General features: G+C 68.3%; 24 protein-coding genes. 20 read left to right on the forward strand and 4 right to left on the reverse strand.

Translation table 11 applies throughout. The features are described 5' to 3' along the window. Window positions 1-81 precede the first annotated feature (81 nt). From HDC34_RS08655 to HDC34_RS08670, 4 genes are all read left to right on the forward strand, one after another. Entirely contained in the window at window positions 82-1,431 is a 1,350-nt protein-coding gene (locus HDC34_RS08655; RefSeq protein ID WP_179556564.1) for a pitrilysin family protein, read from the forward strand. Beyond that, complete coding sequence (locus HDC34_RS08660) at window positions 1,431-2,030, forward strand: histidine phosphatase family protein (RefSeq protein ID WP_179556565.1); 600 nt, start codon at window positions 1,431-1,433, stop codon at window positions 2,028-2,030. Before HDC34_RS08655 ends, HDC34_RS08660 begins: the two co-directional genes overlap by 1 nt. 88 nt (window positions 2,031-2,118) lie before the next feature. After that, entirely contained in the window at window positions 2,119-2,856 is a 738-nt protein-coding gene (dapB, locus tag HDC34_RS08665) for a 4-hydroxy-tetrahydrodipicolinate reductase (RefSeq protein WP_179556566.1), read from the forward strand. Continuing rightward, window positions 2,853-3,314: a hypothetical protein gene (locus HDC34_RS08670; RefSeq protein WP_179556567.1), complete on the forward strand. Its 462-nt coding sequence runs from the start codon at window positions 2,853-2,855 to the stop codon at window positions 3,312-3,314. Before dapB ends, HDC34_RS08670 begins: the two co-directional genes overlap by 4 nt. Before the next feature lie 18 nt (window positions 3,315-3,332). Here the strand turns inward: HDC34_RS08670 and HDC34_RS08675 are convergent, their stop codons facing one another. Beyond that, window positions 3,333-4,286: a TIGR01777 family oxidoreductase gene (locus tag HDC34_RS08675; protein ID WP_179556568.1), complete on the reverse strand. Its 954-nt coding sequence runs from the start codon at window positions 4,284-4,286 to the stop codon at window positions 3,333-3,335. A gap of 140 nt (window positions 4,287-4,426) precedes the next feature. Between HDC34_RS08675 and hemW the strand changes: the two genes are divergently transcribed. After that, window positions 4,427-5,638, forward strand: a complete 1,212-nt coding sequence (gene hemW / locus HDC34_RS08680) for a radical SAM family heme chaperone HemW (protein WP_179556569.1) — start codon at window positions 4,427-4,429, stop codon at window positions 5,636-5,638. 12 nt (window positions 5,639-5,650) lie between these two features. On the opposite strand, the gene HDC34_RS08685 is transcribed toward hemW, so the two are convergent. Beyond that, complete coding sequence (locus tag HDC34_RS08685) at window positions 5,651-6,223, reverse strand: DUF4870 domain-containing protein (protein ID WP_179556570.1); 573 nt, start codon at window positions 6,221-6,223, stop codon at window positions 5,651-5,653. A 166-nt stretch (window positions 6,224-6,389) separates the two neighbouring features. Here HDC34_RS08685 and hrcA point away from each other — a divergent pair, with 166 nt between their 5' ends. The 11 genes from hrcA (at window position 6,390) to leuA (ending at window position 17,322) form a co-directional block, all read left to right on the forward strand. Then, complete coding sequence (hrcA, locus tag HDC34_RS08690) at window positions 6,390-7,421, forward strand: heat-inducible transcriptional repressor HrcA (RefSeq protein ID WP_104253439.1); 1,032 nt, start codon at window positions 6,390-6,392, stop codon at window positions 7,419-7,421. Window positions 7,422-7,508: 87 nt separating this feature from the next. Further along, the gene (gene dnaJ / locus HDC34_RS08695) at window positions 7,509-8,594 is read left to right on the forward strand and encodes a molecular chaperone DnaJ (protein ID WP_104312109.1); all 1,086 of its coding nucleotides are present in this window, start codon (window positions 7,509-7,511) and stop codon (window positions 8,592-8,594) included. A 1-nt stretch (window position 8,595) separates the two neighbouring features. Further along, on the forward strand, window positions 8,596-9,366 hold the full coding sequence (locus tag HDC34_RS08700; RefSeq protein ID WP_179556571.1) for a 16S rRNA (uracil(1498)-N(3))-methyltransferase: 771 nt from the start codon (window positions 8,596-8,598) through the stop codon (window positions 9,364-9,366). Between the two features lie 9 nt (window positions 9,367-9,375). Further along, window positions 9,376-9,726, forward strand: coding sequence for a histidine triad nucleotide-binding protein (locus HDC34_RS08705; RefSeq protein ID WP_104312107.1), 351 nt, complete (start codon window positions 9,376-9,378; stop codon window positions 9,724-9,726). An 88-nt stretch (window positions 9,727-9,814) separates the two neighbouring features. Continuing rightward, window positions 9,815-10,768, forward strand: a complete 954-nt coding sequence (locus tag HDC34_RS08710; RefSeq protein WP_104312597.1) for a PhoH family protein — start codon at window positions 9,815-9,817, stop codon at window positions 10,766-10,768. After that, a complete protein-coding gene (gene ybeY / locus HDC34_RS08715; RefSeq protein WP_068480328.1) occupies window positions 10,765-11,232 on the forward strand; it encodes an rRNA maturation RNase YbeY in 468 nt (155 codons plus the stop codon). The genes HDC34_RS08710 and ybeY overlap by 4 nt, the downstream gene beginning before the upstream one ends. Further along, window positions 11,229-12,503: a hemolysin family protein gene (locus HDC34_RS08720; protein WP_104312106.1), complete on the forward strand. Its 1,275-nt coding sequence runs from the start codon at window positions 11,229-11,231 to the stop codon at window positions 12,501-12,503. The genes ybeY and HDC34_RS08720 overlap by 4 nt, the downstream gene beginning before the upstream one ends. Further along, window positions 12,500-13,390, forward strand: a complete 891-nt coding sequence (gene era, locus HDC34_RS08725; protein WP_104312105.1) for a GTPase Era — start codon at window positions 12,500-12,502, stop codon at window positions 13,388-13,390. Before HDC34_RS08720 ends, era begins: the two co-directional genes overlap by 4 nt. Beyond that, entirely contained in the window at window positions 13,356-14,741 is a 1,386-nt protein-coding gene (locus HDC34_RS18195; RefSeq protein WP_179556572.1) for a histidine kinase, read from the forward strand. Before era ends, HDC34_RS18195 begins: the two co-directional genes overlap by 35 nt. Beyond that, window positions 14,738-15,394 (forward strand): response regulator transcription factor, encoded by a 657-nt coding sequence (locus HDC34_RS08735; protein WP_104312103.1) that lies wholly within the window; start codon window positions 14,738-14,740, stop codon window positions 15,392-15,394. The genes HDC34_RS18195 and HDC34_RS08735 overlap by 4 nt, the downstream gene beginning before the upstream one ends. A 155-nt stretch (window positions 15,395-15,549) precedes the next feature. Continuing rightward, window positions 15,550-17,322: a 2-isopropylmalate synthase gene (gene leuA, locus HDC34_RS08740; RefSeq protein ID WP_104312102.1), complete on the forward strand. Its 1,773-nt coding sequence runs from the start codon at window positions 15,550-15,552 to the stop codon at window positions 17,320-17,322. A gap of 37 nt (window positions 17,323-17,359) precedes the next feature. Here the strand turns inward: leuA and HDC34_RS08745 are convergent, their stop codons facing one another. After that, a complete protein-coding gene (locus tag HDC34_RS08745; protein ID WP_179556573.1) occupies window positions 17,360-18,172 on the reverse strand; it encodes a trimeric intracellular cation channel family protein in 813 nt (270 codons plus the stop codon). A gap of 84 nt (window positions 18,173-18,256) precedes the next feature. Here HDC34_RS08745 and recO point away from each other — a divergent pair, with 84 nt between their 5' ends. Then, window positions 18,257-19,066, forward strand: coding sequence for a DNA repair protein RecO (gene recO, locus HDC34_RS08750; protein ID WP_179556574.1), 810 nt, complete (start codon window positions 18,257-18,259; stop codon window positions 19,064-19,066). Then, a complete protein-coding gene (locus HDC34_RS08755) occupies window positions 19,063-19,884 on the forward strand; it encodes an isoprenyl transferase (protein WP_179556575.1) in 822 nt (273 codons plus the stop codon). The genes recO and HDC34_RS08755 overlap by 4 nt, the downstream gene beginning before the upstream one ends. Here HDC34_RS08755 and HDC34_RS08760 read toward each other — a convergent pair. Further along, window positions 19,877-22,345 carry a hypothetical protein gene (locus HDC34_RS08760; RefSeq protein ID WP_179556576.1) on the reverse strand — a complete coding sequence of 823 codons (2,469 nt, stop codon included), beginning with the start codon at window positions 22,343-22,345 and terminating at the stop codon, window positions 19,877-19,879. The two genes, HDC34_RS08755 and HDC34_RS08760, sit on opposite strands and share 8 nt — an antisense overlap. Window positions 22,346-22,583: 238 nt before the next feature. On the opposite strand from HDC34_RS08760, the gene HDC34_RS08765 reads away from it, so the two are divergent. Both HDC34_RS08765 and HDC34_RS18200 read left to right on the forward strand, forming a co-directional pair. Further along, window positions 22,584-23,963, forward strand: a complete 1,380-nt coding sequence (locus HDC34_RS08765; protein ID WP_179556577.1) for a glycine--tRNA ligase — start codon at window positions 22,584-22,586, stop codon at window positions 23,961-23,963. Between the two features lie 10 nt (window positions 23,964-23,973). Further along, the gene (locus HDC34_RS18200) at window positions 23,974-24,579 is read left to right on the forward strand and encodes a DUF4352 domain-containing protein (protein WP_179556578.1); all 606 of its coding nucleotides are present in this window, start codon (window positions 23,974-23,976) and stop codon (window positions 24,577-24,579) included. The last annotated feature ends 18 nt before the right edge of the window (window positions 24,580-24,597 follow it).

The raw sequence follows: 24,597 nt of genomic DNA on the forward strand, positions 1-24,597 counted from the left end.
CGGCTGCGCTTCCGCCTCGCTGCTGGGAGTTCCCACGTCGCTGACGCTCGCACCGCTGGGACGCTCTAGGCTTGACTGGTTATGCGCGATGCCATTGAACTGCCACTTGACCTTCCCGAGATCGAAGCACGTGTGTCGAACGGCGGCCTCTTCCGCCGATCCGTCCTCCCCAGCGGCGTGCGCCTCCTGACCGAAGAGGTCGTCGGGGCCGCCAGCTCCAGCATCGGGCTGTGGGTGCCGGTCGGCTCGCGCGACGAGCAGCCTCACGAGTACGGATCCACACACTTCCTGGAGCACCTGCTCTTCAAGGGGACGCCCTCGCGTACCGCCTTCGAGGTCTCGGCCGCGTTCGAGCGGGTGGGCGGCGAAGTCAACGCGCAGACGGCGAAGGAGCACACGCTCTACCACGCCAAGGTTCGTGATGCGGACCTGCCGATGGCCGTCGACGTGCTCAGCGACATGATCACCTCGAGCGTGATCGACGCGGCGGAATTCGAGATCGAGCGCGGTGTCATCATCGAAGAACTGGCGATGGCCGACGACGACCCGAACGACGTCGTCTGGGAGCGCTTCTACGAGACGCTGCTCGGCACGCATCCGCTCGCGCGACCTATCGGCGGGACCCCGGCCTCGATCAGGGCGGCCGAACGCGACGCCGTCTGGAGCTCCTACCGCCAGCACTACCGTCCCGAGGAGCTCGTCGTGACGATCGCGGGCGCGGTCAAGCACGAGGAGGTCCGTGCGCAGCTCGAGAGGAACCTGAAGGCCGGAGGGTGGGACCTCGACGTGCCGTCCGCCCCCGTGGCCCGTCGGGAGACGGCCCTGCAGCCCGGGTCCGCAGTGCCCACCGGCCCGCTGTCCGCCATCGACCGCCCGCTCGAGCAGCTGGCGCTCGTCATCGGCGGGCAAGGCATCACCCAGCTCGACCCGCGTCGGGAGGCGTTCGGCCTCATGCACCGGATCTTCGGCGGTGGCATGTCATCGCGCCTGTTCCAGGAGATCAGGGAGAAGCGCGGGCTCGCGTACTCGGTGTACTCCTTCGGCGGAAGTCACTCAGACCTCGGCGTCACGGGCATGTACGCCGGATGCGCGCCAGACAACGTGCTCGAGACCGTCCGAGTGCTGCGCCAGGAAGCCGAGAAGCTCGTGCAGGACGGTGTGACGGCCACGGAGCTGGCGGATGCGAAGAGCGCGAGCGCTGGCGGCTCCGCGCTGGCGATCGAGGACGCGGACACTCGCATGTCGCGCCTCGGCCGCGCGGAGATTCACACGGGTCGGTTCTACGACCTCGAGGCGGCACTCTCGCGAGTCGAGGCCGTGACACTCGATGAGGTGCAGTCGGTCGCCGCCGACATGTTCAGCGGCGAGCTCGTCGCATCCGCTGTCGGTAAACTGTCGTCCGAAGCAAGGACCGAACTGGAGCGCCGCTGATGTCGCACTACCTCTACCTCGTCAGACACGGCGAGCAGGAGAACGCAGAGCACGGTATCAACGACGGCCCGCTCTCCGAGCGAGGCCGTGCGCAGGCCCACCTGATCGGCCGTCGTCTCGCCGCCGTCCCGCTCAGCGAGACCTACACCTCCCCGCTCGATCGTGCCGTGCAGACGAGCGCGATCATCGACCAGTACACGAGCGGCCCGGCGGCCCTCGAGTCGACGCTGCTGTTCGACTGCATCCCCACTGGACAAGACGGCGCACCCTCCATCTACGACGGCTTCTTCGGCGGCATCGGCGATGAGGTCATCGAGGCGGGTGTCGCGCAGATGAGCGACGCCTACGACACGTTCTTCAGCAAGAGCCGAGACGATCGGCACACGCTCCTCGTGACCCACAACTTCGTGATCGGCGAGTTCGTGCGTCGGGTCGTCGACGCTCCAGACTGGCGCTGGCTCGGGCTCAACTCGGTGAACACGGGGCTGACCGTCGTGCGCGTCCGCACGCGCAAGCCCGCGGAGCTGCTGCTGTTCAACGACCAGGCGCACCTGACTCCGGAACTTCGCACGGGCGTCAGCGCCTCGATCGCGGTCTGACCACTCGCGGCGTTCGGCGCCGCCGCGCAGCCAGACTCTCCCTCCACAGCGACCTGGACCGACGGCGGTTGCCCGTACCCTTGGAGACATGGAAACTCAGGTCGCCGTGCTCGGCGCATCCGGTCGCATGGGAAGCCTCGTGGAGCGCATCATCGACTCGACGGAGGGGCTTGCACTCCACGCGGGGCTGACGAGTGCCACTCCGCTTGAGGAGATGCTCGGCGCCGACGTGCTCGTGGACGTGTCGCACCTCGACGCCTCGGAGATCGCGGTGCCGTTCGCGCTCGAGCACGGGCTCGATGTGGTCGTCGGCACGAGCGGGTGGGATGAGCAGCGCATCGCGAGCGTCGCGGCGGTCGTGCCGGCCGGACGAGCAGCCGTGTTCGTCCCCAACTTCTCGCTCGGCTCCGTGCTCGGCACGGCGCTGGCGAGCGTGGCCGGCCGGTTCTTCGACTCGATCGAGATCCTCGAGGCCCACCACGACAAGAAGGTGGACTCCCCGTCCGGAACGGCGGTCCGCACCGCGGAGCGCATCGCGGCAGCGCGAGAGCACCCGCTGCGCCCACCGAACGCCGGCCAGGAGGCGCGAGGACAGCAGGTCGCAGGCGTGCCGATCCACAGCATGCGTCTGCGCGGTGTTGTCGCCGACCAGCAGGTCGTTCTCGGGGGAGCTGGGGAGGTGCTCACGATTCGACACGAGACGATCTCACAAGAGGCGTATGTGCAGGGCATCAGGCTTGCGATCGGGCACGCGCGGTCCTCACAGGGCACGACGGTCGGCCTTGACGATGTGCTCGGCCTCGGCGAACTGCTGGGCAGAGCGTGAAGCGCAACCTCGCCACCAAGCTGGGCGTCGCGGCTGTCACACTGCTCCTGCTGCTCTACGTCGTCTTCGTCACCGGTATGGCGGTCTCCCTGTTCGCTGGCGACATCGTCGCGAAGATCATGGGCGCGGCGCTCATCGTCTTCCCGGTCCTCGCGGTCGTCTTCATCGCACGCGAGCTGCTGTTCGGGATGCAGACGGAGCGGCTGCTCCGGCGCCTCGCTGACGCAGGGGAGCTGCCGGAGGACGACCTGGCGAAGCGCCCGAGCGGCCGAGTCGTGCGGGAGGCCGCCGACGAGGACTTCCCGAAGTGGAAGGCCGAGGTCGAAGCCGCCCCCGACGACTGGCGAGCCTGGATGCGCCTCGGGCTGGCCTACTCGGCGTCCGGAGACCGGAAGCGAGCGAGGTCAGCGCTTCGCGAGGGTATCCGCCTGGAGAAGGTGCGCCCCGAGGGGGCGTGAACCGCGGTCAGGCTCAGGTCAGACACCGGCCCCCGGCTCCGGCTCGAACTCAGGAGACTTCAGCGCGAGCTCCACGGCTTGCGTGGCGGTGCGGTCCTTGAACGCGAATCCCGCGTCGAGGAGGCGCTTCGGACGGATCTGCTGGTCGGCGAGGAACAGCTCGCGGCCGGCTTTCTGCAGGGTGAGGTCGATGAGGGTCGACGGCGCCTTCAGCTTGTAGGGGCGACCGAGCTCGGTCGCAAGCTGCTGCTGGATCTCGTCGGCCGTCGCGGGGGTGGGACCGACCAGGTTGTAGGCGCCTTGCGCCTCGTCGGATTCGAGCAGGAACCTGAGGGCGCGCACCTCGTCGCGCAGGCTGACCCACGGCCAGTGCTGCGTGCCGTCACCCAGCTGGGAGAGGAGCCCGACGCTCGCCAGCGTCTTGAGGACCGTGAGGACTCCGCCGCGGCCCAGTACGAGCCCCGTGCGCGCGAGCACCACCCTGGTGCCCTCCGGCGCCGTCTGCGCCGCGCGCTCCCACCGGTCGACGACGCGGGGCAGGAACTCGTCGGTCTCCGGAAGCAGGGAGTCCTCGTCGAGGACCTGACCTGGCCGGTCGCCGTACGCGCCGGAAGCCGAGCCATTGATGAGCAGGGTCGGCGGGTTCGCTGACGCGGCCATCGCAGCAGTGATCGTGAGCGTCGCATTCACGCGCGACCTGAGGATCTCCTTCTTCACGTTGTAGGTCCACGGGAGCTTGCTGAGCGGTGACCCCGAGAGATTCACCACCGCGTCCACCCCGTCGAGCACCCTCGCGTCGAGGGTGCGCTGCGCGGGGTTCCACCGGAACTCGGTGCTGTCCTTCGGTTCGCGCCTGACGAGCCGCGTGACACGGTGGCCGTGCGCGTGGAGTTCCTCGATCAGGCTGTGGCCGATCATGCCGGATGCCCCGGAGACGAGAACGTGCTTATGGGAGGTCGCCTGGCTGCTCATGACTCAGACGGTAGTCCCCTCAGTTGGGCGGGAGCGCAACGCACGGTGGGGCTCGGGTGATGTAGCGACAGAAACCGCCTAGGCTGTCCGGGTGCATCACGAGACTCGCGCCCCGAGCTGGGCCAAGCTGAACGGCTATCTTGGCGCCTAGCGCCCTGCCTCTTGGCGAGCCTGTCCCGCCGAGCGGCGAGCTCCCGGCTCAGGCTCTCATCGGCGCCGAAGCACGCGACTTCGGCGTGTACATCCACGTTCCCTTCTGCCGTGTCAGGTGCGGGTACTGCGACTTCAACACGTACACGGCCGAGGAGCTCGGCGGGGTGTCTCGCTCGAGCTACGCGGGTGAGGTCGAGAAGGAGATGGCGATCGCGGAGCGCGTTCTCGCGGGATCGCCCCGCCAGGTCTCGACCGTCTTCTTCGGCGGTGGGACGCCGACCCTCCTGCCGGTCAGCGACCTCGCGGCGATGCTCGATGGCGTTCGGAGCCGCTGGGGCCTCGCCCCTGACGCCGAGGTGACGGTCGAGGCGAACCCGGACTCCGTCGGCGAACGTGAACTCGCGCAGCTGCGCGAGGCCGGCGTGACCCGCGTGAGCTTCGGGATGCAGTCGGCGGTCCCGCATGTGCTGGCCGTGCTCGAGCGCACGCACGACCCCGCCCGCATCCCGATCGTGGTCGCTGCCGCCAAGAGGGTTGGGCTCGAGCCGAGTCTCGATCTCATCTACGGCGCGCCAGGGGAGTCGCTCGAGGACTGGCGCCGTTCGCTCGACATGGCCCTCGAGCAGGAGCCGCTCCACGTGAGCGCGTACGCCCTCATCATCGAGGACGGCACGAAGCTCGCCAGGCAGATTCGCCGCGGTGAGGTGCCCGCCGTCGACGACGACCTGCAAGCGGACATGTACGAGCTCGCGGAGGAGCGCTTGGCTTCGGCCGGCTTCGAGTGGTACGAGGTCAGCAACTGGTCGCTGCGAGGCGAGCATCCGTCGCGCCACAACCTGTCCTACTGGCGCGACGCCGACTGGTGGGGCTTCGGACCGGGAGCGCACAGCCATGTCGGCGGAGTGCGCTGGTGGAACGCGAAGCACCCGAGCGCGTACGCGTCGAGGCTCGCCGACGGCATCACCCCGGCCATGGGGCGGGAGGTGCTCGACGAGGACACGAAGCGGTTCGAGCGCATCATGCTCGGGTCACGACTCCGCGAAGGACTCGCGATCTCTGAGCTCGACGATTTCAGTGTGGTCGCCGAGCTCATCGCCGAGTCGCTCGTCGACGGCAGGGCGGCGCTGCAGGGGAGGCTCGTGCCCACGCTGCGGGGCCGCCTCATGGCGGATGCGATCGTCAGGCGCATCGCCGTCTGAGACGTGCCCTCGTCAGCTGACGAACCGGAAGGTCACCGGGTAGCGGTACGGTCGGCCTTGATTGGCCTGCACTGCACCGAGGATCGCGTACACGACGACGGCGACCCAGAGCAGCGGGTACAGCAGTGGCACGAGCAGGGCCAACGGTCCGCCGAACAGGGACAGCAGCGAGATGACCCCGATGCCGACGTAGATGATCGCGACGGTGATGCCGAAGTTGAGGGCTTCACGGCCCTCGCTGTTGGCGAGTGGGCCGCGCCGCCTCGTCACGAGCCAGAGGATCAGTGGGCCGACAGCGGGCGCGACGATGTTGAGCAGGTGATCGAACGTCGCGACGAGGCGGTCCCCGTCCGCCGTCAGCGGCGGTTCCGAGCTCGTGGCACCGCTCGAGTGCGGCCCGGCCTGCTGCTGGCCGTACTGCGGCTGACTGTACTGGGGCTGCTGTCCGTATGGCGCCTGCTGTCCGAATGGGGGCTGCTGCCCGTATGGGGGCTGCTGCCCGTACGGGCCGGGCTGGCTGTACGGCTGGTGCTGAGCAGGATCCTCATTCCCAGGCTGCGGGGTCGGTGCGTTGTGATCGGACATGGGATTCCTCTCGACGGTTTTCACCCAGGCTATTTCGGTTGCTCGGTGACGGCCTGGGCATTCTGCCCCTGCCGTCGACCGAACGCGGTAGGATTGGCAGTCTCTGACTGGGAGTGCCAGATGGGCGCCCCGTCGAGGGCCAGCGGTCGGAAGCGGAAGGGGCATCGTGGTTTCGGATAGAAGCATGCAGGTGCTCCGAGTCATCGTCACCGACTACGTGACGAGCCGAGAGCCCGTCGGCTCGAAGTCGATCGCCGACCGTCACGACTTCGGCGTCTCAGCCGCGACCATCCGCAACGACATGGCGCAGCTCGAGGACGCGGAGCTCATCGTCGCCCCGCACACGTCCTCCGGGCGCATCCCGACGGACAAGGGCTACCGGCTCTTCGTCGACCGGCTTGCCGAGTTCCGACCGCTCTCGGGTGCGCAGCGACGCGCGATCGAGACCTTCATCGAGGGCAGCGAGGACGTCGACGAGGTGCTCGGGCGTTCGGTGCGCCTGCTCGCCCAGCTGACGAACTCCGTGGCGATCGCGCAGTACCCGTCGCTCGCGAACGCGTCGATCCAGCACGTCGAGTTCGTGCTGCTCTCGAGCAGGCGGGTGCTCACCGTCCTCATCACCGACTCTGGCCGCGTCGAGCAGCGCATCGGGCATCTCGGGGCTGAGGTGAGTGTCGAGCAGCTTCACGTGCTCCGCGATCGCCTCGCGGGTCGCCTCGTCGGCCGGACCGTCGCGCACGCATCCACTGAGCTGAGGGACGTGAGCGGCATCATGGGGGAGCAGGACGCGGAGCTCTTCGCGCCCGTCGTGGCCAACCTGCTCGAGCTTGTGCTCGCGCACCGCCAGGAGCGCCTCGTCATGGCAGGGACCGCCAACCTGGCCCGAACGGAACGCGACTTCCCCTCGAGCATCCTCCCGGTGCTCGAGGCGATCGAGGAGCAGGTCGTGCTGCTGCGCCTGCTCGACGAGCTCCACTCCAGCACCGAGGCCTACTCGGTCAGCATCGGCCAGGAGAACGTCGACCTCGGCCTCGGCGAGACGGCCATCCTGACCAGCGGATATCGCAGCTCTGGCAGCGATGCGCGCCTCGGGGTGGTGGGACCGACGAGAATGGACTACCCGCGGAATATCCAGGCCGTGCGGGTCGTTGCGAGTTACCTGTCACGGGTGCTCGACGAAAGACACCTGGACGCCTGACCGACACCGACCGGCTCGCCGGCGGTTGCACCCGGTGCCTGACAACACAGGCACACATTCACAGATGCAAAGAAGGAGTCGCCACTCTTGGCAGACCACTACGACGTGCTCGGCGTGAGCCGCGAGGCGTCCCAGGACGAGATCAAGAAGGCCTACCGCAAGCTGGCCCGCCAGCTGCACCCGGACGTCAACCCGTCCGCGGACGCCGCGGAGCGCTTCAAGTCCGTCACGCACGCCTACGACACGCTCAGCGACACCGAGCGACGCCGACAGTACGACCAGGGCGGACCGGACGGGCAGTCCTTCGGCGGCTTCGGGGACATCTTCGAGACCTTCTTCGGGCAGCAGGGTTCCCGGGGCCCACGGTCGCGGGCAGAGCGCGGTCAGGATGCGCTGGTTCGCGTCGAGCTGGACCTCGACGAGGTCATGTTCGGCACGCACCGCGACCTCGAGGTCACCACTGCGGTCGCCTGCGAGAACTGCCAGGGAACGTGCTGCGCTCCGGGCACCTCGCCGACGACGTGCTCGGCATGCGGGGGAGCCGGTTCGGTCCAGCGTCAGGTGCGCTCCATCCTGGGCATGGTCGTCACGAACCAGCCGTGCGCGCAGTGCCGCGGCTACGGAACCGTCATCGAGCATCCGTGCGAGACGTGCCACGGTCAGGGACGTGTGCGCGCCAACGTGAGCATTCCCGTCGACATCCCCTCCGGCGTCGACTCCGGCCTGCGCATCCACCTTCCCGGCCGAGGCGAAGCCGGTCCGGCTGGTGGAGCGAACGGCGACCTCTACCTGGAGATCCGGGTCCGACCGCACGAGGTCTTCTCTCGTGACGGCGACGACCTGCAGTGCGTCATCGAGGTGTCGATGGCTGACGCGATCCTGGGCACCTCGACCACGGTCGGCGCCCTTGACGGCGATGTCGACCTGCAGATCCCGGCCGGCGTTCAGTCGGGCGAGGTCCTCACCGTTCGCGGTCGTGGGATCACGCGTCTGCGCTCGACGCACCGAGGCGACCTCGACATCGCGGTGCAGGTCGTGACGCCCGCGAAGCTCGACGGGAAGTCGCGCAAGCTGATCGAGGAGTTCGCGACCCGTCATCGTCACGAGGCACCGCGCCTCGCGCGCGAAAAGCAGGGGATGTTCTCGAAGCTCCGCGACCGATTCGGCCGCTGACGTGGCCTGGCTCTACCTCGTTGAGGACCTCGACGAGGCGCTTCGTGCGGGCGACGTCACGCAGGTCCGCGGGGCGGAGGCCAAGCACATGGGCGTCGCGCGCATGCGCGTGGGCGAGCACCTGCAGCTCGGCAACGGGCGCGGCTTCGTCGTCGACGGCGAGCTCGCCGCACTCGAACGTGACCTGGCGGTCGTGAACGTCCTCCGGGCCAGCCGGGTTCCAGAGCTCGAGCCCCGAGTCGTCGTCGTGCAGGCGCTGGCGAAAGGCGGACGGGACGATCTCGCGGTCCAGGTGGCCACAGAGCTCGGCGCCGCGGCCTTCGTCCCCTGGCAGGCGAAGCGCAGCGTGAGTCGCTGGGACCAGAAGGCGGAGAAGGGCCGAGAGCGCTGGGCCGCCGTCGCCAGGGAGGCCAGCAAGCAGAGCCTGTCGCCGTGGGTTCCCGACGTCGCTGCTCTGCACTCGACGGCACAGGTCGCTGGGCTCGCCGCGGAAGGTCCGCTGCTGGTGCTCGACCCTCTCGGCGACATCTCGCTGAGAGACGCGCTCGAGGAGCGTCCAACCGCGGGTCTGGGGCGGCTGACGCTCGTCGTCGGCCCGGAAGGCGGGATCGACGGCAGCGAGTTCGAGACGTTCGAGGCCGCCGGCGGTCGCCGCGTGCATCTCGGCGCCTCCGTCCTGCGGACCTCGAGTGCGGCTCCAGCCGCCATCGCCGCGATCCTCGCCCTGAGCGGCTCGTGGGACTCGCGGCTCCGCTCGGGCGCCGAGTCGTAGGCTGGCTGCATGTCGAGTTCAGAGCCGTCCATCTTCACGCGCATCATCAACCGCGAGATCCCAGCCGACATCGTCTTCGAGTCGGAGCGGGTCATCGCGTTCAAGGACATCAGCCCGAAGGCACCCGTGCACCTCCTGGTCGTCCCGAAGACTCAGGAGTACGCGAACGTCTCCCAGCTGGCCGCCGGCGACCCCGAGCTGCTCGCCGAGGTCGTCGCCGTCGCCCAGGGGCTCGCCGACCAGCACACGGACAGCGAGTTCCGCCTCGTCTTCAACTCGGGAGCGGCCGCGGGCCAGACCGTCTTCCACGTACACGCCCACGTCCTCGGCGGAGGACTCTCGGAAGGATCCCTTGCCTAGTCAAGACAGTTCATCGACCCGCGGCGCCGAGCAATCGGGCGTCGAGGACGACTTCGTCGAGCAGACCACGACGGTGGAGGGGGTCGCCATGGTGCGTCTCCTCGGACCGGGGGACCGGCTGCTCAAGTCAGTGGAGCGCGAGCATCCACGCGTGCGGGTGCTCGCCCGCGGCAATGAGATCACCTTCAGCGGGCAGCGCGGCGACGTCGCGGCCGCTGAGGCGCTCCTGCGCGAGATCACCGAGATGGCCAGGAGCGGCGTCGACCTCGAGCCCGCCCAGGTCGAGCGCTCGCAGCGTCTCATCGATCGCGGCGAGGAGACCCCGACCGACGTCCTCGGACAGGCGATCGTCCAGTCCCGCGGCAAGATCATCCGCCCGAAGACGCTCGGCCAGAAGCAGTATGTGGATGCGATCGACGACAACACGATCGTCTTCGGCATCGGACCGGCGGGAACCGGCAAGACCTACCTGGCGATGGCGAAGGCTGTACAGGCCCTGCAGCGCAAGGAGGTCACCCGGATCATCCTGACTCGCCCTGCCGTCGAGGCCGGCGAGCGGCTCGGATACCTGCCCGGCACACTCAACGACAAGATCGACCCGTACCTGCGACCGCTCTTCGACGCGCTCAACGAGATGCTCGACCCCGAAGTGGTCGTCAAGCTCATGGCGAGCGGCACGATCGAGGTCGCTCCCCTCGCGTACATGCGCGGACGCACACTCAACGACGCGTTCGTCGTGCTCGACGAGGCGCAGAACACGACGCCAGAGCAGATGAAGATGTTCCTCACGAGGCTCGGGTTCGGCTCGAAGATGGTCGTCACGGGCGACATCACACAGCTCGACCTGCCGATGGGGGCCTCCGGCCTGAAGCTCGTCACGCACGTGCTCGGCGGTATCGACGAGGTGCACTTCTCGCACCTGACGAGCGACGACGTCGTCAGGCACACCCTCGTTGCGCGCATCGTCGACGCCTACACCGAGTACGACCAGAAGAAACAGGCCGACGATCACCGTCGCCGGGACAGGAACGAGGGCCGATGAGCATCGAGGTCAACAACGAGGCCAGCTACGAGGTCGACGAGGGTGCCCTGCAGCGTGTCGCGGCGTACGCGCTCGACCAGCTGCATGTCCACGCCGAGTCCGAGCTCGCCATTGTTCTCGTCGAGGTCGGTCCCATGGAGGAGCTGCACGTGCAGTGGATGGGCGAGCCCGGTCCGACCGACGTGCTGAGCTTCCCCATGGACGAGCTCCGGCCAGGCAACGTCGACAGGCAGACTCCTCCGGGACTCCTGGGCGACATCGTGCTGTGCCCGCAGGTCGCCACGGATCAGGCCAAGGCCGCGGGACACTCCATGATGGACGAGCTGCTGCTGCTGACGACGCACGGCGTCCTCCACCTCCTGGGCTTCGATCACGCCGAGCCCGAGGAAGAGAAGCAAATGTTCGGGCTCCAGCGCGACATCCTCGTCGGCTTCCACCTCCAGGAGAGGAAGCGCGCCAGATGACCGCGGTTCTGCTCGTCGCCGCCATCGTCCTGATGGTGGCGCTGAGCGGACTGCTCGCCGCAACTGAAGCGGTCATCGCTCGCCTCTCCCGGCCCGAGCTCGAGCAGGTGGCGGCTGGGAGCCGCGCACGGCGCTCCATCGAGGCCATCGCCGCCGATCCAGGCGCGCACAGCAACGCGCTGACCTTCGCGCGCGTCCTGTTCGAGAGCATGTCCGCGGTGCTCGTGACGCTCATCCTGACCGACCTCTTCGACGTCAGGTGGCAGGCGTTCCTCGTCTCCGTGGCCATCATGATCCTGGTGTCGTTCATCATCGCGGGGACCAGCCCGAGAAGCGTCGCCCGCGCGCATCCGCAGCAGGTCATGAGCTTCGCCGCGCCGATCGCACGCGCCGTCCGGGTGGTCATCGGGCCGGTCGCAGACCTTCTTGTCGTGCTCGGCGACCGGGTGACTCCTGGACGACCACAGCGCATCGGCTCGGTCTCCAGCGAAGAGGAGCTGCTCAACATGGTCGACGAGGCCGCCGACCTCAAGGTGCTCGAGCACGGCGACCGCGAGCTCATCCACTCCGTCTTCGAGTTCTCCGACCGGCTCGTCCGCGAGGTCATGGTCGCCCGCACGGACATGGTGACGATCGACGGCGACGAGGGCGTCAGAGACGCACTCGAGCAGTTCCTCGAGACCGGCATCTCCCGCGCCCCCGTCGTGGGGCGCGACAGCGACGACATTCTCGGAGTGCTCTATCTGAAGGACCTCGTGCGGCAGTCGCTGCAGGAGGAGAACCGGTCGAAGCCCGCCGTGGAGCTGGCGCGCCAGGCAGACTTTGTTCCTGAGTCACTCCGCGCCGATCTGCTGCTGCGGCGCATGCAGGCCTCCGCGACCCACCTCTCCATGGTCGTCGACGAGTACGGCGGCATCGCGGGCCTCGTCACCCTGGAGGATCTCATCGAGGAGCTCGTCGGCGAGATCAGCGACGAGTACGATCGACCGGGCGACGAACCACGAAAGCTGCTGGACGGCGGCTACCGGGTCTCCTCCCGGCTCGCTACCGGCGAGCTCGGAGACCTCTTCGACATCGACCTCGAGTTCGATGACGTCGACTCCGTAGGCGGCCTGCTCGCGAAGTCGCTGTCGAAGATCCCCGAGCGCGGGGACAGGGCGGTCGTCGACGGCATCGAGCTCGTCGCCGAGCGCGTCGGCCCGCGCAAGCGCATCCTCACCGTCCTGGCGCGTCGCCTGGAACCACTTCAAGAGTCAGGAATCGAAGCATGACGAACTACCGAGCAGGATTCGTGACCTTCGTGGGTCGCCCGAACGTCGGGAAGTCGACCCTGACGAACGCCCTGGTCGGCGAGAAGATCGCCATCATCTCGGACAAGCCCCAGACGACCCGCCGGGCCGTTCGAGGTATCGTCCACCGTGAGGACGGCCAGGTCATCATCGTCGACACGCCTGGAATGCATCGCCCGCGCACGCTGCTCGGCGAGCGTCTCAACGACGTCGTGCACGCAACGCTCGCCGAGGTTGACGTCATCGGATTCTGCGTCCCGGCGAACGAGCCGGTCGGCCCGGGGGACCGCTTCATCAACGAGCAGCTCGAGGAGGCTCCCAAGGCGCGCAAGATCGCCATCGTCACGAAGGCAGAGACGGTGAGCCGCGACGTCCTCGCGGCGCGCCTCGTCGACGTGCAGGGCCTCCGCGAATGGGACGACATCGTGCCGGTCTCGGCGGCGGAGGACATCCAGCTCGACACGCTGACCGGCATCATCCTCGCGCTCCTCCCGGAATCGGAACCGCTCTATCCGAGCGATATGAAGACCGAGGAGTCGTTCGAGCAGCGCGCAGCCGAGCTCGTCCGCGAGGCCGCCCTCGAGGGTGTGCACGACGAGCTCCCGCACTCGATCGCCGTCACCGTCGAGGAGATCGTCACCCGCGACGACGGCGTGACCCGCGAGCTCTACGTCAACATCGTCGTCGAGCGCGACAGCCAGAAGGGCATCATCATCGGGCGCGGCGGGGAACGGCTCAAGCGCATCCGCGAGCAGGCGCAACGGGAGATCTCGCAGATCACCGAGGGACGTGTCATCGTCTCGATCCGCGTGAAGGTGGCGAAGGAGTGGCAGCGTGACCCGAAGCAGCTCGGACGCCTCGGTTTCTGAGACGGCCAGCCCGGCTGCCCGGGCGGTGGAGTCGAAGAAGCGGGAATCGCTGCTCGCCACGGTGACACGCCTCTGGACGCAGCACACCCACCGCCTGACCTGGCTCCAGTGGGTGACCGACATCATCCTCGGTGTGCTCTTCGCCATCAGCCTGGGGCTGCCGTTCGATTACGACGCGTCGAACGGCACCACCCTGACCTGGCTGCTGCTGCCCTCCTGGGTGCTCTTCACGGTCGCCATCATCCTCCGCCGCTACGCTCCGTGGCCGAGCTTCCTCATCGTCGTGCTGGCGGCCCTGCTGAAGTCGATCTTCGCGTTCGGGCCCCATCCGCAGGACGTGGCGATCTACCTCAGCATCTACGCTGCCGTCGCGTACGGAAGCCGAGCGCTGCTTGTCACCTCCGGCGCCTACGGGATCATCGCGCCCACCCTCATCGTCGCCTTAATGCCGCATTGGGACCCCGGCACCTTCACCTGGGCATCGATCGCGTCGAATCTCGACGGAAGCAGAGACGAGTTCCTCCTCTCGGCGGCCCTCATCTGGCTTCTGTTCGTGGGGGCTGGTGTCGTCGCCTGGCTGGCCGGGCTGCTGCGCCGCATGCACCTGAGGGCGCAAGAGGTCAAGAACCGCGCGGCCATCACCGAGCTGGAGCGCCTGCGCGCGAAGGAGCAGCTGACGGCGGAGCAGGAGCGCTCGCAGATCGCTCGCGACATGCACGACGTGGTCGCGCATTCGCTCGCCGTCGTCGTCGCGCAGGCCGATGGCGCCAGATACGCGATGAAGAGCAGCCCGGAAGCTGCGGAAGCCGCCCTCGTGACGATCTCGTCGACGGCGAGGAGCGCCCTCGTCGACGTCCGAGGACTCCTCGGGCAGCTGCGTCACAGCCAGGAGGCGGGCCCCGAGCCGGGGCTCGATGAGCTTCCAGCTCTCTACTCCCGAATGCGCGCTGCGGGCCTCGACCTGCAGCTCGAGACCCGCGGGCAGCCTGGGACGCTCTCGACGCAGGCGCAGGGCGCGGTCTTCCGCCTGCTGCAGGAGTCGCTCACGAACGTCCTCAAGCATGGCGATGCGACGCAGCAGGTCGTCGTCCGGTTGAGCTGGGGGCAGGTCTTCGAGGTCACCATCGTGAACGCCATCGCCGACCCGCCCCGCCCGCGGACCGACACGGGACACGGTCTCATCGGCATGGCCGAGCGCATCGGCATAGCAGGCGGTAACGTGCAGGCAGAGCGACTGGGTGGGCAGTTCCGCGTCCATGCCTGGCTGCCGCTCGCTTCAGCACAGCCGACCGGCACGGGAGAGCTCGAGGGCGACCGTGCCCGCACGACAACCGAGAGGCAGGACCTGTGACCAGCAGTCAGATCACCGTCGCGCTCGTCGACGACCAGCCTCTGTTCCGCAGCGGCATCAGGATGCTCATCGAGAGCCAGGACGACATGCGCTTCATCGGGGAGGCCAGCGACGGGGCCGCCGGGGTAGCTCTTGCGAAGGCGCTGAAGCCGGACGTGATGCTCATGGATGTGCGCATGCCGGGTCAAGACGGGCTCGAGTCCACGAAGCAGATCGTCGCGAGCGGCTCGGCGACGCGCATCCTCGTCCTCACGACGTTCGACCTCGACGAAGCCGTCGCGAAGGCCGTCGGCGCGGGCGCCAGCGGCTTCCTGCTGAAGGACGCCGACCCCGAGTTCCTCCTCGCCGCGGTTCGCACGGTCAACACCGGCGCGGAGGTCTTCGCGGCTCAGGCCACGGCTGACCTCATCCGTCGGTACTCCGCAGCGGTCCCCGAGGCGGTGGCTGTCCCAGAGCGCTACCTGACCCTCACGGAACGTGAGCGGGAGATGTTCGCGCTCGCCTCGCGGGGCCTCTCGAACGGGGAGATCGCGCGGCAGGAGTTCCTCAGCGAGGCGACGGTGAAGACGCACATCTCGCGGGTGCTCGCGAAACTCGGGCTGCGGGATCGCGTGCAGCTCGTCGTCTTCGCCTACGAGCACGGACTCAACTGATCGAGCAAGTGAACGAGTGCCTCGGTGTTACGCTGTGACCATGCTGTTCGGCACGCTCCTTCTTCGCTGCCGCGGCGAGGCTTCGCTCTAAGCCCCCCTCGCCGCGGAGTCTGCTGTCGGCTTAGCACGTCTCGAAGCCAATCTCGGAGCCAAAAATGAAGAACATGCAGCAGCCGTCGTCGATGCCAGCGCATCGCTATGTCCCGCACCACGAGCAGATCACCGTCGAGCTGCCCGACCGCACCTGGCCGTCGAAGCGCATCGAGCGCGCACCCCGCTGGTGCGCCGTCGACCTGCGCGATGGAAACCAGGCCCTCATCGACCCGATGTCGCCCGAGCGCAAGCGTGCGCTCTTCGACCTCCTGGTCCGCATGGGCTACAAGGAGATCGAGGTAGGCTTCCCGTCGGCCAGCCAGACCGACTTCGACTTCGTGCGTTCGCTCATCGAAGAGAACGTCATTCCCGACGACGTGACGATCCAGGTGCTGACGCAGGCCCGCGGCCACCTCATCACGCGCACCTTCGAGTCCCTCAAGGGCGCCAAGCAGGCAATCGTCCACCTCTACAACTCCACCAGCGTGCTGCAGCGTGAGGTCGTCTTCCGCAAGGATCGCCAGGGCATCATCGACATCGCGCTCGAGGGTGTGCGCCTCTGCCGCGAGGCCGAGGCGATCGTGCCAGACACGAAGATCTACTACGAGTACTCCCCGGAGAGCTACACGGGCACCGAGCTCGACTTCGCCGTCGACATCTGCAACCAGGTCATCGAGGGCTTCGACGCGAGCCCCGAGCGTCCGGTCATCATCAACCTGCCGGCGACCGTCGAGATGTCGACCCCGAACGTGTACGCGGACTCGATCGAGTGGATGCACCGCAACCTGGCCCGGCGCGAGAGCGTCGTGCTCTCCCTCCACCCGCACAACGACCGGGGCACCGGCGTCGCGGCAGCCGAGCTCGGCTACCTCGCCGGGGCCGACCGCATCGAAGGCTGCCTCTTCGGCAACGGCGAGCGCACGGGCAACGTGGACCTGGTGACGCTCGGCGTCAACATGTTCACGCAGGGTGTCGACCCGCAGATCGACTTCTCCGACATCGACGGCATCCGACGCACGGTCGAGTACTGCACGCAGCTCCCGGTGGGCGAGCGTGCGCCGTGGGGCGGGGACCTGGTCTACACGGCCTTCTCCGGCTCGCATCAGGACGCCATCAAGAAGGGGTTCGAGGCGATGGCCGCGAAGGCCGAAGCCCTCGGGGTCTCCGTCGAAGAGCTGACCTGGGAGGTCCCGTACCTGCCCGTCGACCCGCGCGACCTCGGCCGCAGCTACGAGGCGGTCATCCGCGTCAACTCGCAGTCGGGCAAGGGCGGTGTCGCGTACCTGCTCAAGGAGCACCACAACCTGGACCTGCCGCGTCGCCTGCAGATCGAGTTCTCCGGCGTCGTGCAGAACAAGACCGACTCCGAAGGTGGAGAGGTCTCGACCGACGCCATCTGGCGCATCTTCAACGACGAGTACCTGCCAGCGGAGAGCGAGCAGCACAAGTGGGGCCGCTTCGAGCTGTTCCGCACCGCGACGAGCTCCGCGCTCGACGGCGCGGTCGACCTCAGCGTCTCGCTGCGAGACGGGACCGCGGTCGAGGACCACGCGTCCAAGGGGAACGGTCCGCTCGACGCCTTCATGAAGCTGCTCGGTGAGCAGGGTCTGCAGGTCGAGCTGCTCGACTACGTCGAGCATGCGCTCTCGGTCGGCGGCGACGCCCGTGCCGCTGCCTACATCGAGCTCGACGTCGCCGGCGTGCGCCTGTGGGGTGTCGGCATCGACAGCGACATCTCGACCGCCTCGCTCAAGGCCATCGTGTCGGGCGTCAACCGTGCGCTGCGCGGGCAGACCGAGGCCGAGCTGGACGCGCAGCTGACGACCGTCGCGTAGGCGCGACCACCAAGGAGGGCGGACGCCCGACCGGAGCTCACTCCGAGTCCGGGTCGCTCGCCCTCTTCTGCTCCTGGTTGGCCCGCTTCTCCTCGAGGACTGCGATGGGGCGCGTGTCCAGGGCGTGGAAGCCCGACGCCTCGAGGATCTCCCGGTCGGTGAACGGCCGCTCCCGCTCGGTCTTCCCCGTGCGCGCAGATCGTCGGAACCGGGGCATCCGCAGCGCTATCTGCTCAGGAAGGCTGAGTCCGAACCAGACGCTCGCCATGCGCACCGCGAACGTCACCGCGACGCAGATCACGATGCCGATGATCTGGGAGACGCCGAGGTAGTCGGCGAGCACGAACGCGGCGCTTCCCGCCGTTGCCGCGATCGCGTACAGCGAGCCGACGAAGAGGATGCCGACGGGCATTCCGAGCAGCATGTCCCGAACCACGCCGCCGCCAGCTGCGGTGACGGTGCCCACGAGCAGCGTCGGCAGGATGGGGAGCTCGAAGTTCATCGCCTTCAGGGTGCCGACCGCGCAGAAGAACCCGAGCGCGGCGGCATCGAGCACCGACACGAGTCCGTCCATTCGTCGCAGCACGCGCTGCAGCAGCATCCCTCCGAGCGCCGCCGCTCCGGCCGTGAACAGGAACCACTCGGTCTCCATGCTCACCGGGCGGATGCCGAGCAGGAGGTCGCGGATGATGCCCCCGCCGAGACCGACCGTGATGCCGATGATCACGACCCCGAGCCAGTCGAGCTTCTTGTCGCGGAACTGCTCCGCGACCATGGCCGCCGTGATGGCGCCGATAGCGATGGCGGTGAGGTCCAGCCAGAGGGGGAGCGTCGTGGCGGGCGAGTCCATGGACTCAATGCTCGCACAGCACCGTCATCGGCTCGGTCACGCGTGGTTCCGGCCTCTCGGTGAGAGGAGGTTCATACTGGATGGATGCCCACCTATCGCGACGAGGCGGTCGTCCTTCGCACCCAGCGCCTCGGCGAAGCCGACCGCATCGTGACGCTGCTCGGCAAGGAGCGGGGGAAGGTGCGCGCCGTCGCGCGCGGCGTGAGACGCACCTCCTCGAAGTTCGGGGCACGACTCGAGCCGTTCATGGTCGTGGATGTGCAGTGCTACGCGGGCCGCAATCTCGACACGGTCACGCAGGCGGTGACGTTGGCCGCGTACGGCCGCGACCTGGTCGACGACTACTCGCGCTACTCGGCGGCGTCGGTGATCGTCGAGGCTGCCGAGCGGATCGCCGAGGCTGAGCCTTCGCCGCAGCAGTACACGCTGGTCATCGGGGCTCTGCGTGCCCTGACCATGGGCGCGAGGGCGTCCCAGGACATTCTCGACTCGTACCTGCTGCGTGCACTCTCGCTGGCGGGCTGGGCCCCGGCGCTGGATGACTGCGCGCGATGTGGGGCCCCCGGGCCGCATGAACGCTTCAGCGTGCAGCTCGGCGGTGTGGTGTGCGCGCGGTGCACGCCGGCCGGCGTCATGCGTGTGGATGCTGCGACCATCGACGCGCTCCGAGCCCTGCTGTCTGGCGACTGGGCGACGCTGGATACGCTCGATGCGCCGCCGAGGGCCCGCGCAAGCGGTATCGTCTCGGCGTACTCGCAGCAGTACCTCGAGAAGAAGCTCCGATCCATGCAGGTACTCGAGCACGATCGACTGCTCGGCAGGCTGGAGCCGCCCAGCGCAGCAGCATCCGTTCGCGAAGAGGCCGTCGAGCCCAGCATTGAGGAGAAGGCATGAGCCGCAGCAAGCAACCGCGGGAGTTCAAGCCCGTCGACTGGACCGGCGTGTATCCGCCGCAGTTCGATGCGTCCGAGGTGCCTTCTCACGTCGCCGTCGTCATGGACGGCAACGGGAGATGGGCGAACCAGCGTGGTCTGCCGCGGATCGAGGGACATCGAGCCGGCGAGGCCGCGCTGCTCGACGTCGTGGCCGGGGCCCTGCAGGTCGGTGTGAAGCACCTGAGCGCCTATGCCTTCTCGACGGAGAACTGGAAGCGCTCGCCGGAGGAGGTGCGCTTCCTCATGGGGTTCAACCGCGACGTCCTGCACCGCCAGCGCGATCAGCTCAACGAGTGGGGTGTGCGCATCCGTTGGGCGGGTCGTGAGCCGCGGCTGTGGAAGTCGGTCATCAAGGACCTCCAGCTTGCTGAGCGCTTGACGAAGGACAACACGCGGATGACGCTCACGATGTGCGTCAACTACGGCGGTCGCCTCGAGATCGCGGACGCTGTCAGGAGCATCGCGGAGGAGGTTCGCGTGGGCCGGCTGCGCCCGGAGCGCGTCACCGAGCAGACGATCGCCAAGCACCTCTACGACCCGGAGATGCCTGATGTCGACCTGTTCGTCCGCTCGAGTGGCGAGCAGCGCACCAGCAACTTCCTTCTCTGGCAGGCGGCCTACGCGGAGATGTGCTTCCTGGACACGCTGTGGCCGGACTTCTCGAGGACGGACCTCTGGGAAGCCATCGAGCGATATGCCGGTCGGGATCGGCGTTTCGGGGGAGCGGTCGACGCGCCGACCGCGCCGACAGGCTCGCCCCCGAGCGCCCTCAGCTGAACTCGATCGTGACAGTGCCTCCGACGACTGTGAAGGTCCCCGTCGTCCGGATGGGACTGGAGCCCGTGCTCGTCCGACCGCTGCTTCCGGTGTACGAGAAGCTCGCGAGGCCATCCTCGACCTCGAATCGGTCTGACGTCGTGCTCACTGACACGTCCGGGTAGCTGGTGACCTGCCAGCTCAGGGGCGTGTCCGCGCCGTAGACGTAGGTGTCGAACGGGCAGCCGTCGGGCGCCGCGTCGGTTGACAGCACGCACTCGTCGATCATGGCTGTGACGGCGGCGTCCACCGCTTCGGTGAGGGCGTCGGTGGGGGTGTAGACCAGGTTGCGATCAGGCACGTGCTCGGCTTCGACTGGGCCGACCCGGACGGGCTCGCTGGCAACCGAGTAGAACGTCGACTCGGTCCCGCTCACCGGGTAGATGGCCGGGTACGCGCTGAACGGAACCCAGCTCACCGGCTGGCTGCCCTCCCAGGTCAGCGTCTCCACTGGTCCGGGTGCTGCCGCCACAGCGCCGATGGTGAAGTCCATGGCGTGGCTGGTGCCGGCGACGGACTCGAAGACGAGTGGGGTGACGACCCGCCAGGTCTCGAGGACGAGGAACTCGTTCTCGATCCGCTCTACGGCGAGCACGGTGCTCTCCGTCGTGCCGCCGAGCCGGTAGGTGACCTGCACGTTCCGCGTCTCTCGGCCGGATCCGTGCGGCTCCTGGGCGGGTTCCTCGAACCAGCTCGTGGTCGGGGCCGCCGGGCTCAGCTCCGTCTCGACCACGTCCAGGACGGTGATCCGCTCGGTGGCGGATGCGAGCATCGCATCGCTCACGTAGTCGCGTTGCGACGTCTCTACGTTGGGGTCGACCAGCTCGCCGGCGTGCGTCGCGTCGCCCGCGGCGATCGCTTCCACGTATTCGCGGACCTTCGCGACCGCACCGCGCTGCGTGTTGACCGACGTGATCGCGATCGCGGAAGCCGTGACGACCAGCACTGCGACCGTGGTGCAGACGCCGACGATGCGAAGTCGGCGCTTGGTCCTCGCGGTCATGGGCTGAGGCTGGGGTCCTGCGGATTCGTGCCGAGGCTCTGGGAGCGAGGACGCCTGGTGGGGCGACGCCGACGCCGACACCGACGGCAGCGCGACGGGCGCGGTGCCTGCCCATTCCACGTTGGCTGGCGATCCCGAGCCCCCGAGTTGCGTGCGGATCCGGATCGCGACGGCGTGGGCCCTCGGTGTGAGGGCCCTGGCGCGGTCTGGGAGCGCCCATGCGCCGAGCTCGACGGCCAGGGCCCAGACGGCGAAGAGCGCAGGGGTCCAGAATGCGGGCCGAGCGGCGAGCTCGAGTTCCCCGAGCGTGAAGCCGAGCACCGTCGCCGAACCGGAGAGCGTCACGGGGAGGAAGACCAGCGAGCCCACCATCCACAGGACGAAGACCGCGGCGGGGAGGCGCCAGATCTTCGCCAAGTCTGGGGTGCGCGTCCGGGAGTGTCCGACACCGATGACGAGCGCCGAACCGAGCGAGGCCAGGACGACGGGAAGGACCGAGATCCAGGCGAACGGGAGGTCCGGTGACAGGACGGAGATGCCCTGGAGGGCGGTGTACGGTGCCGTCACCGTGACGGCTCCGAGGTGCGCGAGGATGAGCGCCCAGAAGCCGGCGTGCGGGGCACCGGCGAGCAGCATGGGAAGCAGTGCGCTCTGAGCGCCGGTCTGCACGAAGACGACCACGAGGGTGACGGTGCCCAGCACCGCGCCGGTGAGTGAGAGCGCTCCTGCGTAGATGCCGAGGTCGGTGGCGAGGCTCGCGAGCTCGTGCGCCAGCGGCCCTCGTGGTCTCCTGGTCGGCCCGACTTCGAGTCGCTTGCGGGTTGCGAGGGACCTGCCGAGCCAGCCGCTCGCGAACACGGTCGCGAACGAGAACGGCGCGAGCGCGGGTCCGAGAGCCGAGACGGTGGCGACCGCGCCTGGCGCATCGAAGCGGACGCCCGGCACGGCGACGAGAAGCATGAGCACGGCGAAAGCGACCCCAGCGGCAGCGGCGGCTCCCGCGCGCATTCCGCCGCTGCGCTGCGGGTGACGACGTTCGAGCAGATACGCGCCGAGAAGGCTTGCGAGGACCACACAGGCCAGCGAGGCGAGCGGCCACACGCCCAGGGTGAACCCCTCGTCGCCCGTGCTGACGAAACCGCCGATGGTCTCGAACCCCGCCTCGAGACGCCCGCTGAACGGCAGCGAGGTCAGCAGGAGGAACATTCGCCAGAGCTGATCGGCGAACTGCATGCCGGAGCTGCCGGGGCCGGATGTGCCGGACCCCGCGTTCAGGGCCTCGCTCAGGAAGAGGGCCGTCGCACCGCAGAGTGCGGCGCCGGCGAAGGCCGCGGCGCCTGCGGTGATGCCGGCGTGCGCGGCCGCTGAGGTGAGGAATTGCTTGTCGCCGGCGATTCTGCGCGCTGATTGGAGGGTCACTGGTGTCCTTCGGATGACAGACGCCCTGGGAGACCGCGTCATTCGAGTGTTCAGGTGGTCCGCGACATGGTTGCAGGAGAGAGGAGCGCACCGGTGGTTCACGCTGGCATCTGTGGATAACTTCCACGCCATCGCGTCGACTGGGCCCGCCGCGAGTTCGGCGGCTGACTAGACTGGCGACTTGCGGCGAGCACGACCCTGGGCTCGCCTTCGACACCCTCAGCAGGAGTTTTTCTCAATGGCGCAATCCACGCTCGATAAGGTCATCGCCCTCGCGAAGCGACGCGGCTTCGTCTTCCAGGCCGGCGAGATCTACGGAGGCACGCGCGCCTCGTGGGACTACGGCCCCCTCGGCGTCGAGCTCAAGGAGAACATCAAGAAGCAGTGGTGGCAGACGTTCGTCCGCGGGCGCGCCGACATGGTGGGTCTCGACTCCTCGATCATCCTCCCCAAGGCCGTCTGGGAGGCCTCCGGCCACGTCGCCACGTTCACGGACCCGCTGGTCGAGTGCCTCAGCTGCCACAAGCGCCACCGCCAGGACCACCTCGTCGAGGCGTTCGAGGCGAAGAAGAAGCGCGCTCCAGAAGGCATGTCGGAGATCGTCTGCCCTGACTGCGGCACCAAGGGCCAGTGGACGGAGCCGCAGCTGTTCTCCGGACTCGTCAAGACCTACCTCGGTCCGGTCGACAACGAGGCTGGCCTCCACTACATGCGCCCTGAGACCGCGCAGGGGATCTTCGTGAACTTCAACAACGTGCTCACGACGTCGCGCAAGAAGCCGCCGTTCGGCATCGGCCAGGTCGGCAAGGCGTTCCGCAACGAGATCACGCCAGGCAACTTCATCTTCCGCACGCGCGAGTTCGAGCAGATGGAGATCGAGTTCTTCGTGCACCCCGACGAGGCGCAGAAGTGGTTCGAGGACTGGGTGGAGGCCTGCTGGAACTGGTTCACGGACCTCGGTCTGAACCCGGACAACATGCGCCGTTTCGACGTTCCCAAGGAGGAGCGCGCGCACTACTCCGCCGGCACGATCGACTTCGAGTACCAGTTCGGGTTCAAGGGCACCGGATGGGGCGAGCTGATGGGCGTCGCGAACCGCACCGACTACGACCTCACGTCGCACTCGACGGCGTCCGGCACGGGCCTCAACTACTTCGACCAGGCAACCGGCGAGCGCTACACGCCGTTCGTGATCGAGCCGAGCTTCGGCCTGACGCGGTCGATGATGGCGTTCCTCGTCGACTCCTACGTCGAGGAGGAGGCGCCGAACGCCAAGGGCGGCGTCGACATCCGTACCGTGCTGCGCCTCGACCCGCGCCTCGCGCCCATCAAGGTCGCTGTGCTGCCGCTGAGCCGCGACGAGCGCCTCAGCCCGGTGGCCCGTGAGCTCGGCGACAAGCTCCGCAAGCACTGGAGCATCGATGTGGATGACGCGGGCCAGATCGGTCGCCGCTACCGCCGCCAGGACGAGATCGGCACGCCGTTCTGCGTCACCGTCGACTTCGACACCCTCGAGGACAACGCCGTGACAGTTCGCGAGCGCGACTCGATGGCCCAGGAGCGCGTCGCCCTCGACCAGCTCGAGGCCTATCTCGCGGCTCGCCTCCTCGGGGCCTGACCCAGTCGGCGTGAGCCCGAGCAAGACCGACGGTGCCGAGCGCCCGCCTGCGACTTCGCGGGCGGGTCGCTCGTGGCGCGTCACCCTGCTGGCGCTCGCCTCGCTGCTCGTCGTCCTCGCTGTGGTCGGCTACGTCCACGTGTCGAGTCGAGCGACCGACCGTGGCGAGGCAGCGCTGACGGCGGGCGAGGCGACGCCTGCCTGGCGCGGCGAAGGGTCCGAGCTCACGAGCCGCGGTTCGGTCGAGGTCGATGGCGTGCGGTTGACGGCCAGTGAGATCCAGTGCGGTCTGCCGAGGCACGACTGGCAGGGCGGCAGCGCGCGGGCATCCGGTCAGTTCTGCGTCGTCGACATCGAGCTCCGCAACGACGGTGACGCGGCGCTGGTGATCGCCCCCGGTGTCTTCGAGATCATCGACGGGGAGGGATCGCGGGCTGTCGCCGACGAGCGCGTCACCGCATACGGCACCGACCTCCCGCCGGGTCCGCCAGGTGCTCGTGAGCTCCCGCTCGGGGCAGGTACGCGCATCCATCTGGTGTTCGACGTTCCCGCCGATGCCTCCGGACCGATGGGGCTGCGCTTCACGCCCTCCGAGCAGCTGTCGATCACCGTCTGACCTGGCCGGGGGTCGCAC

This window comes from Pseudoclavibacter sp. JAI123, from assembly GCF_013409665.1.
In the GTDB taxonomy this organism is placed as follows: domain Bacteria; phylum Actinomycetota; class Actinomycetes; order Actinomycetales; family Microbacteriaceae; genus Pseudoclavibacter.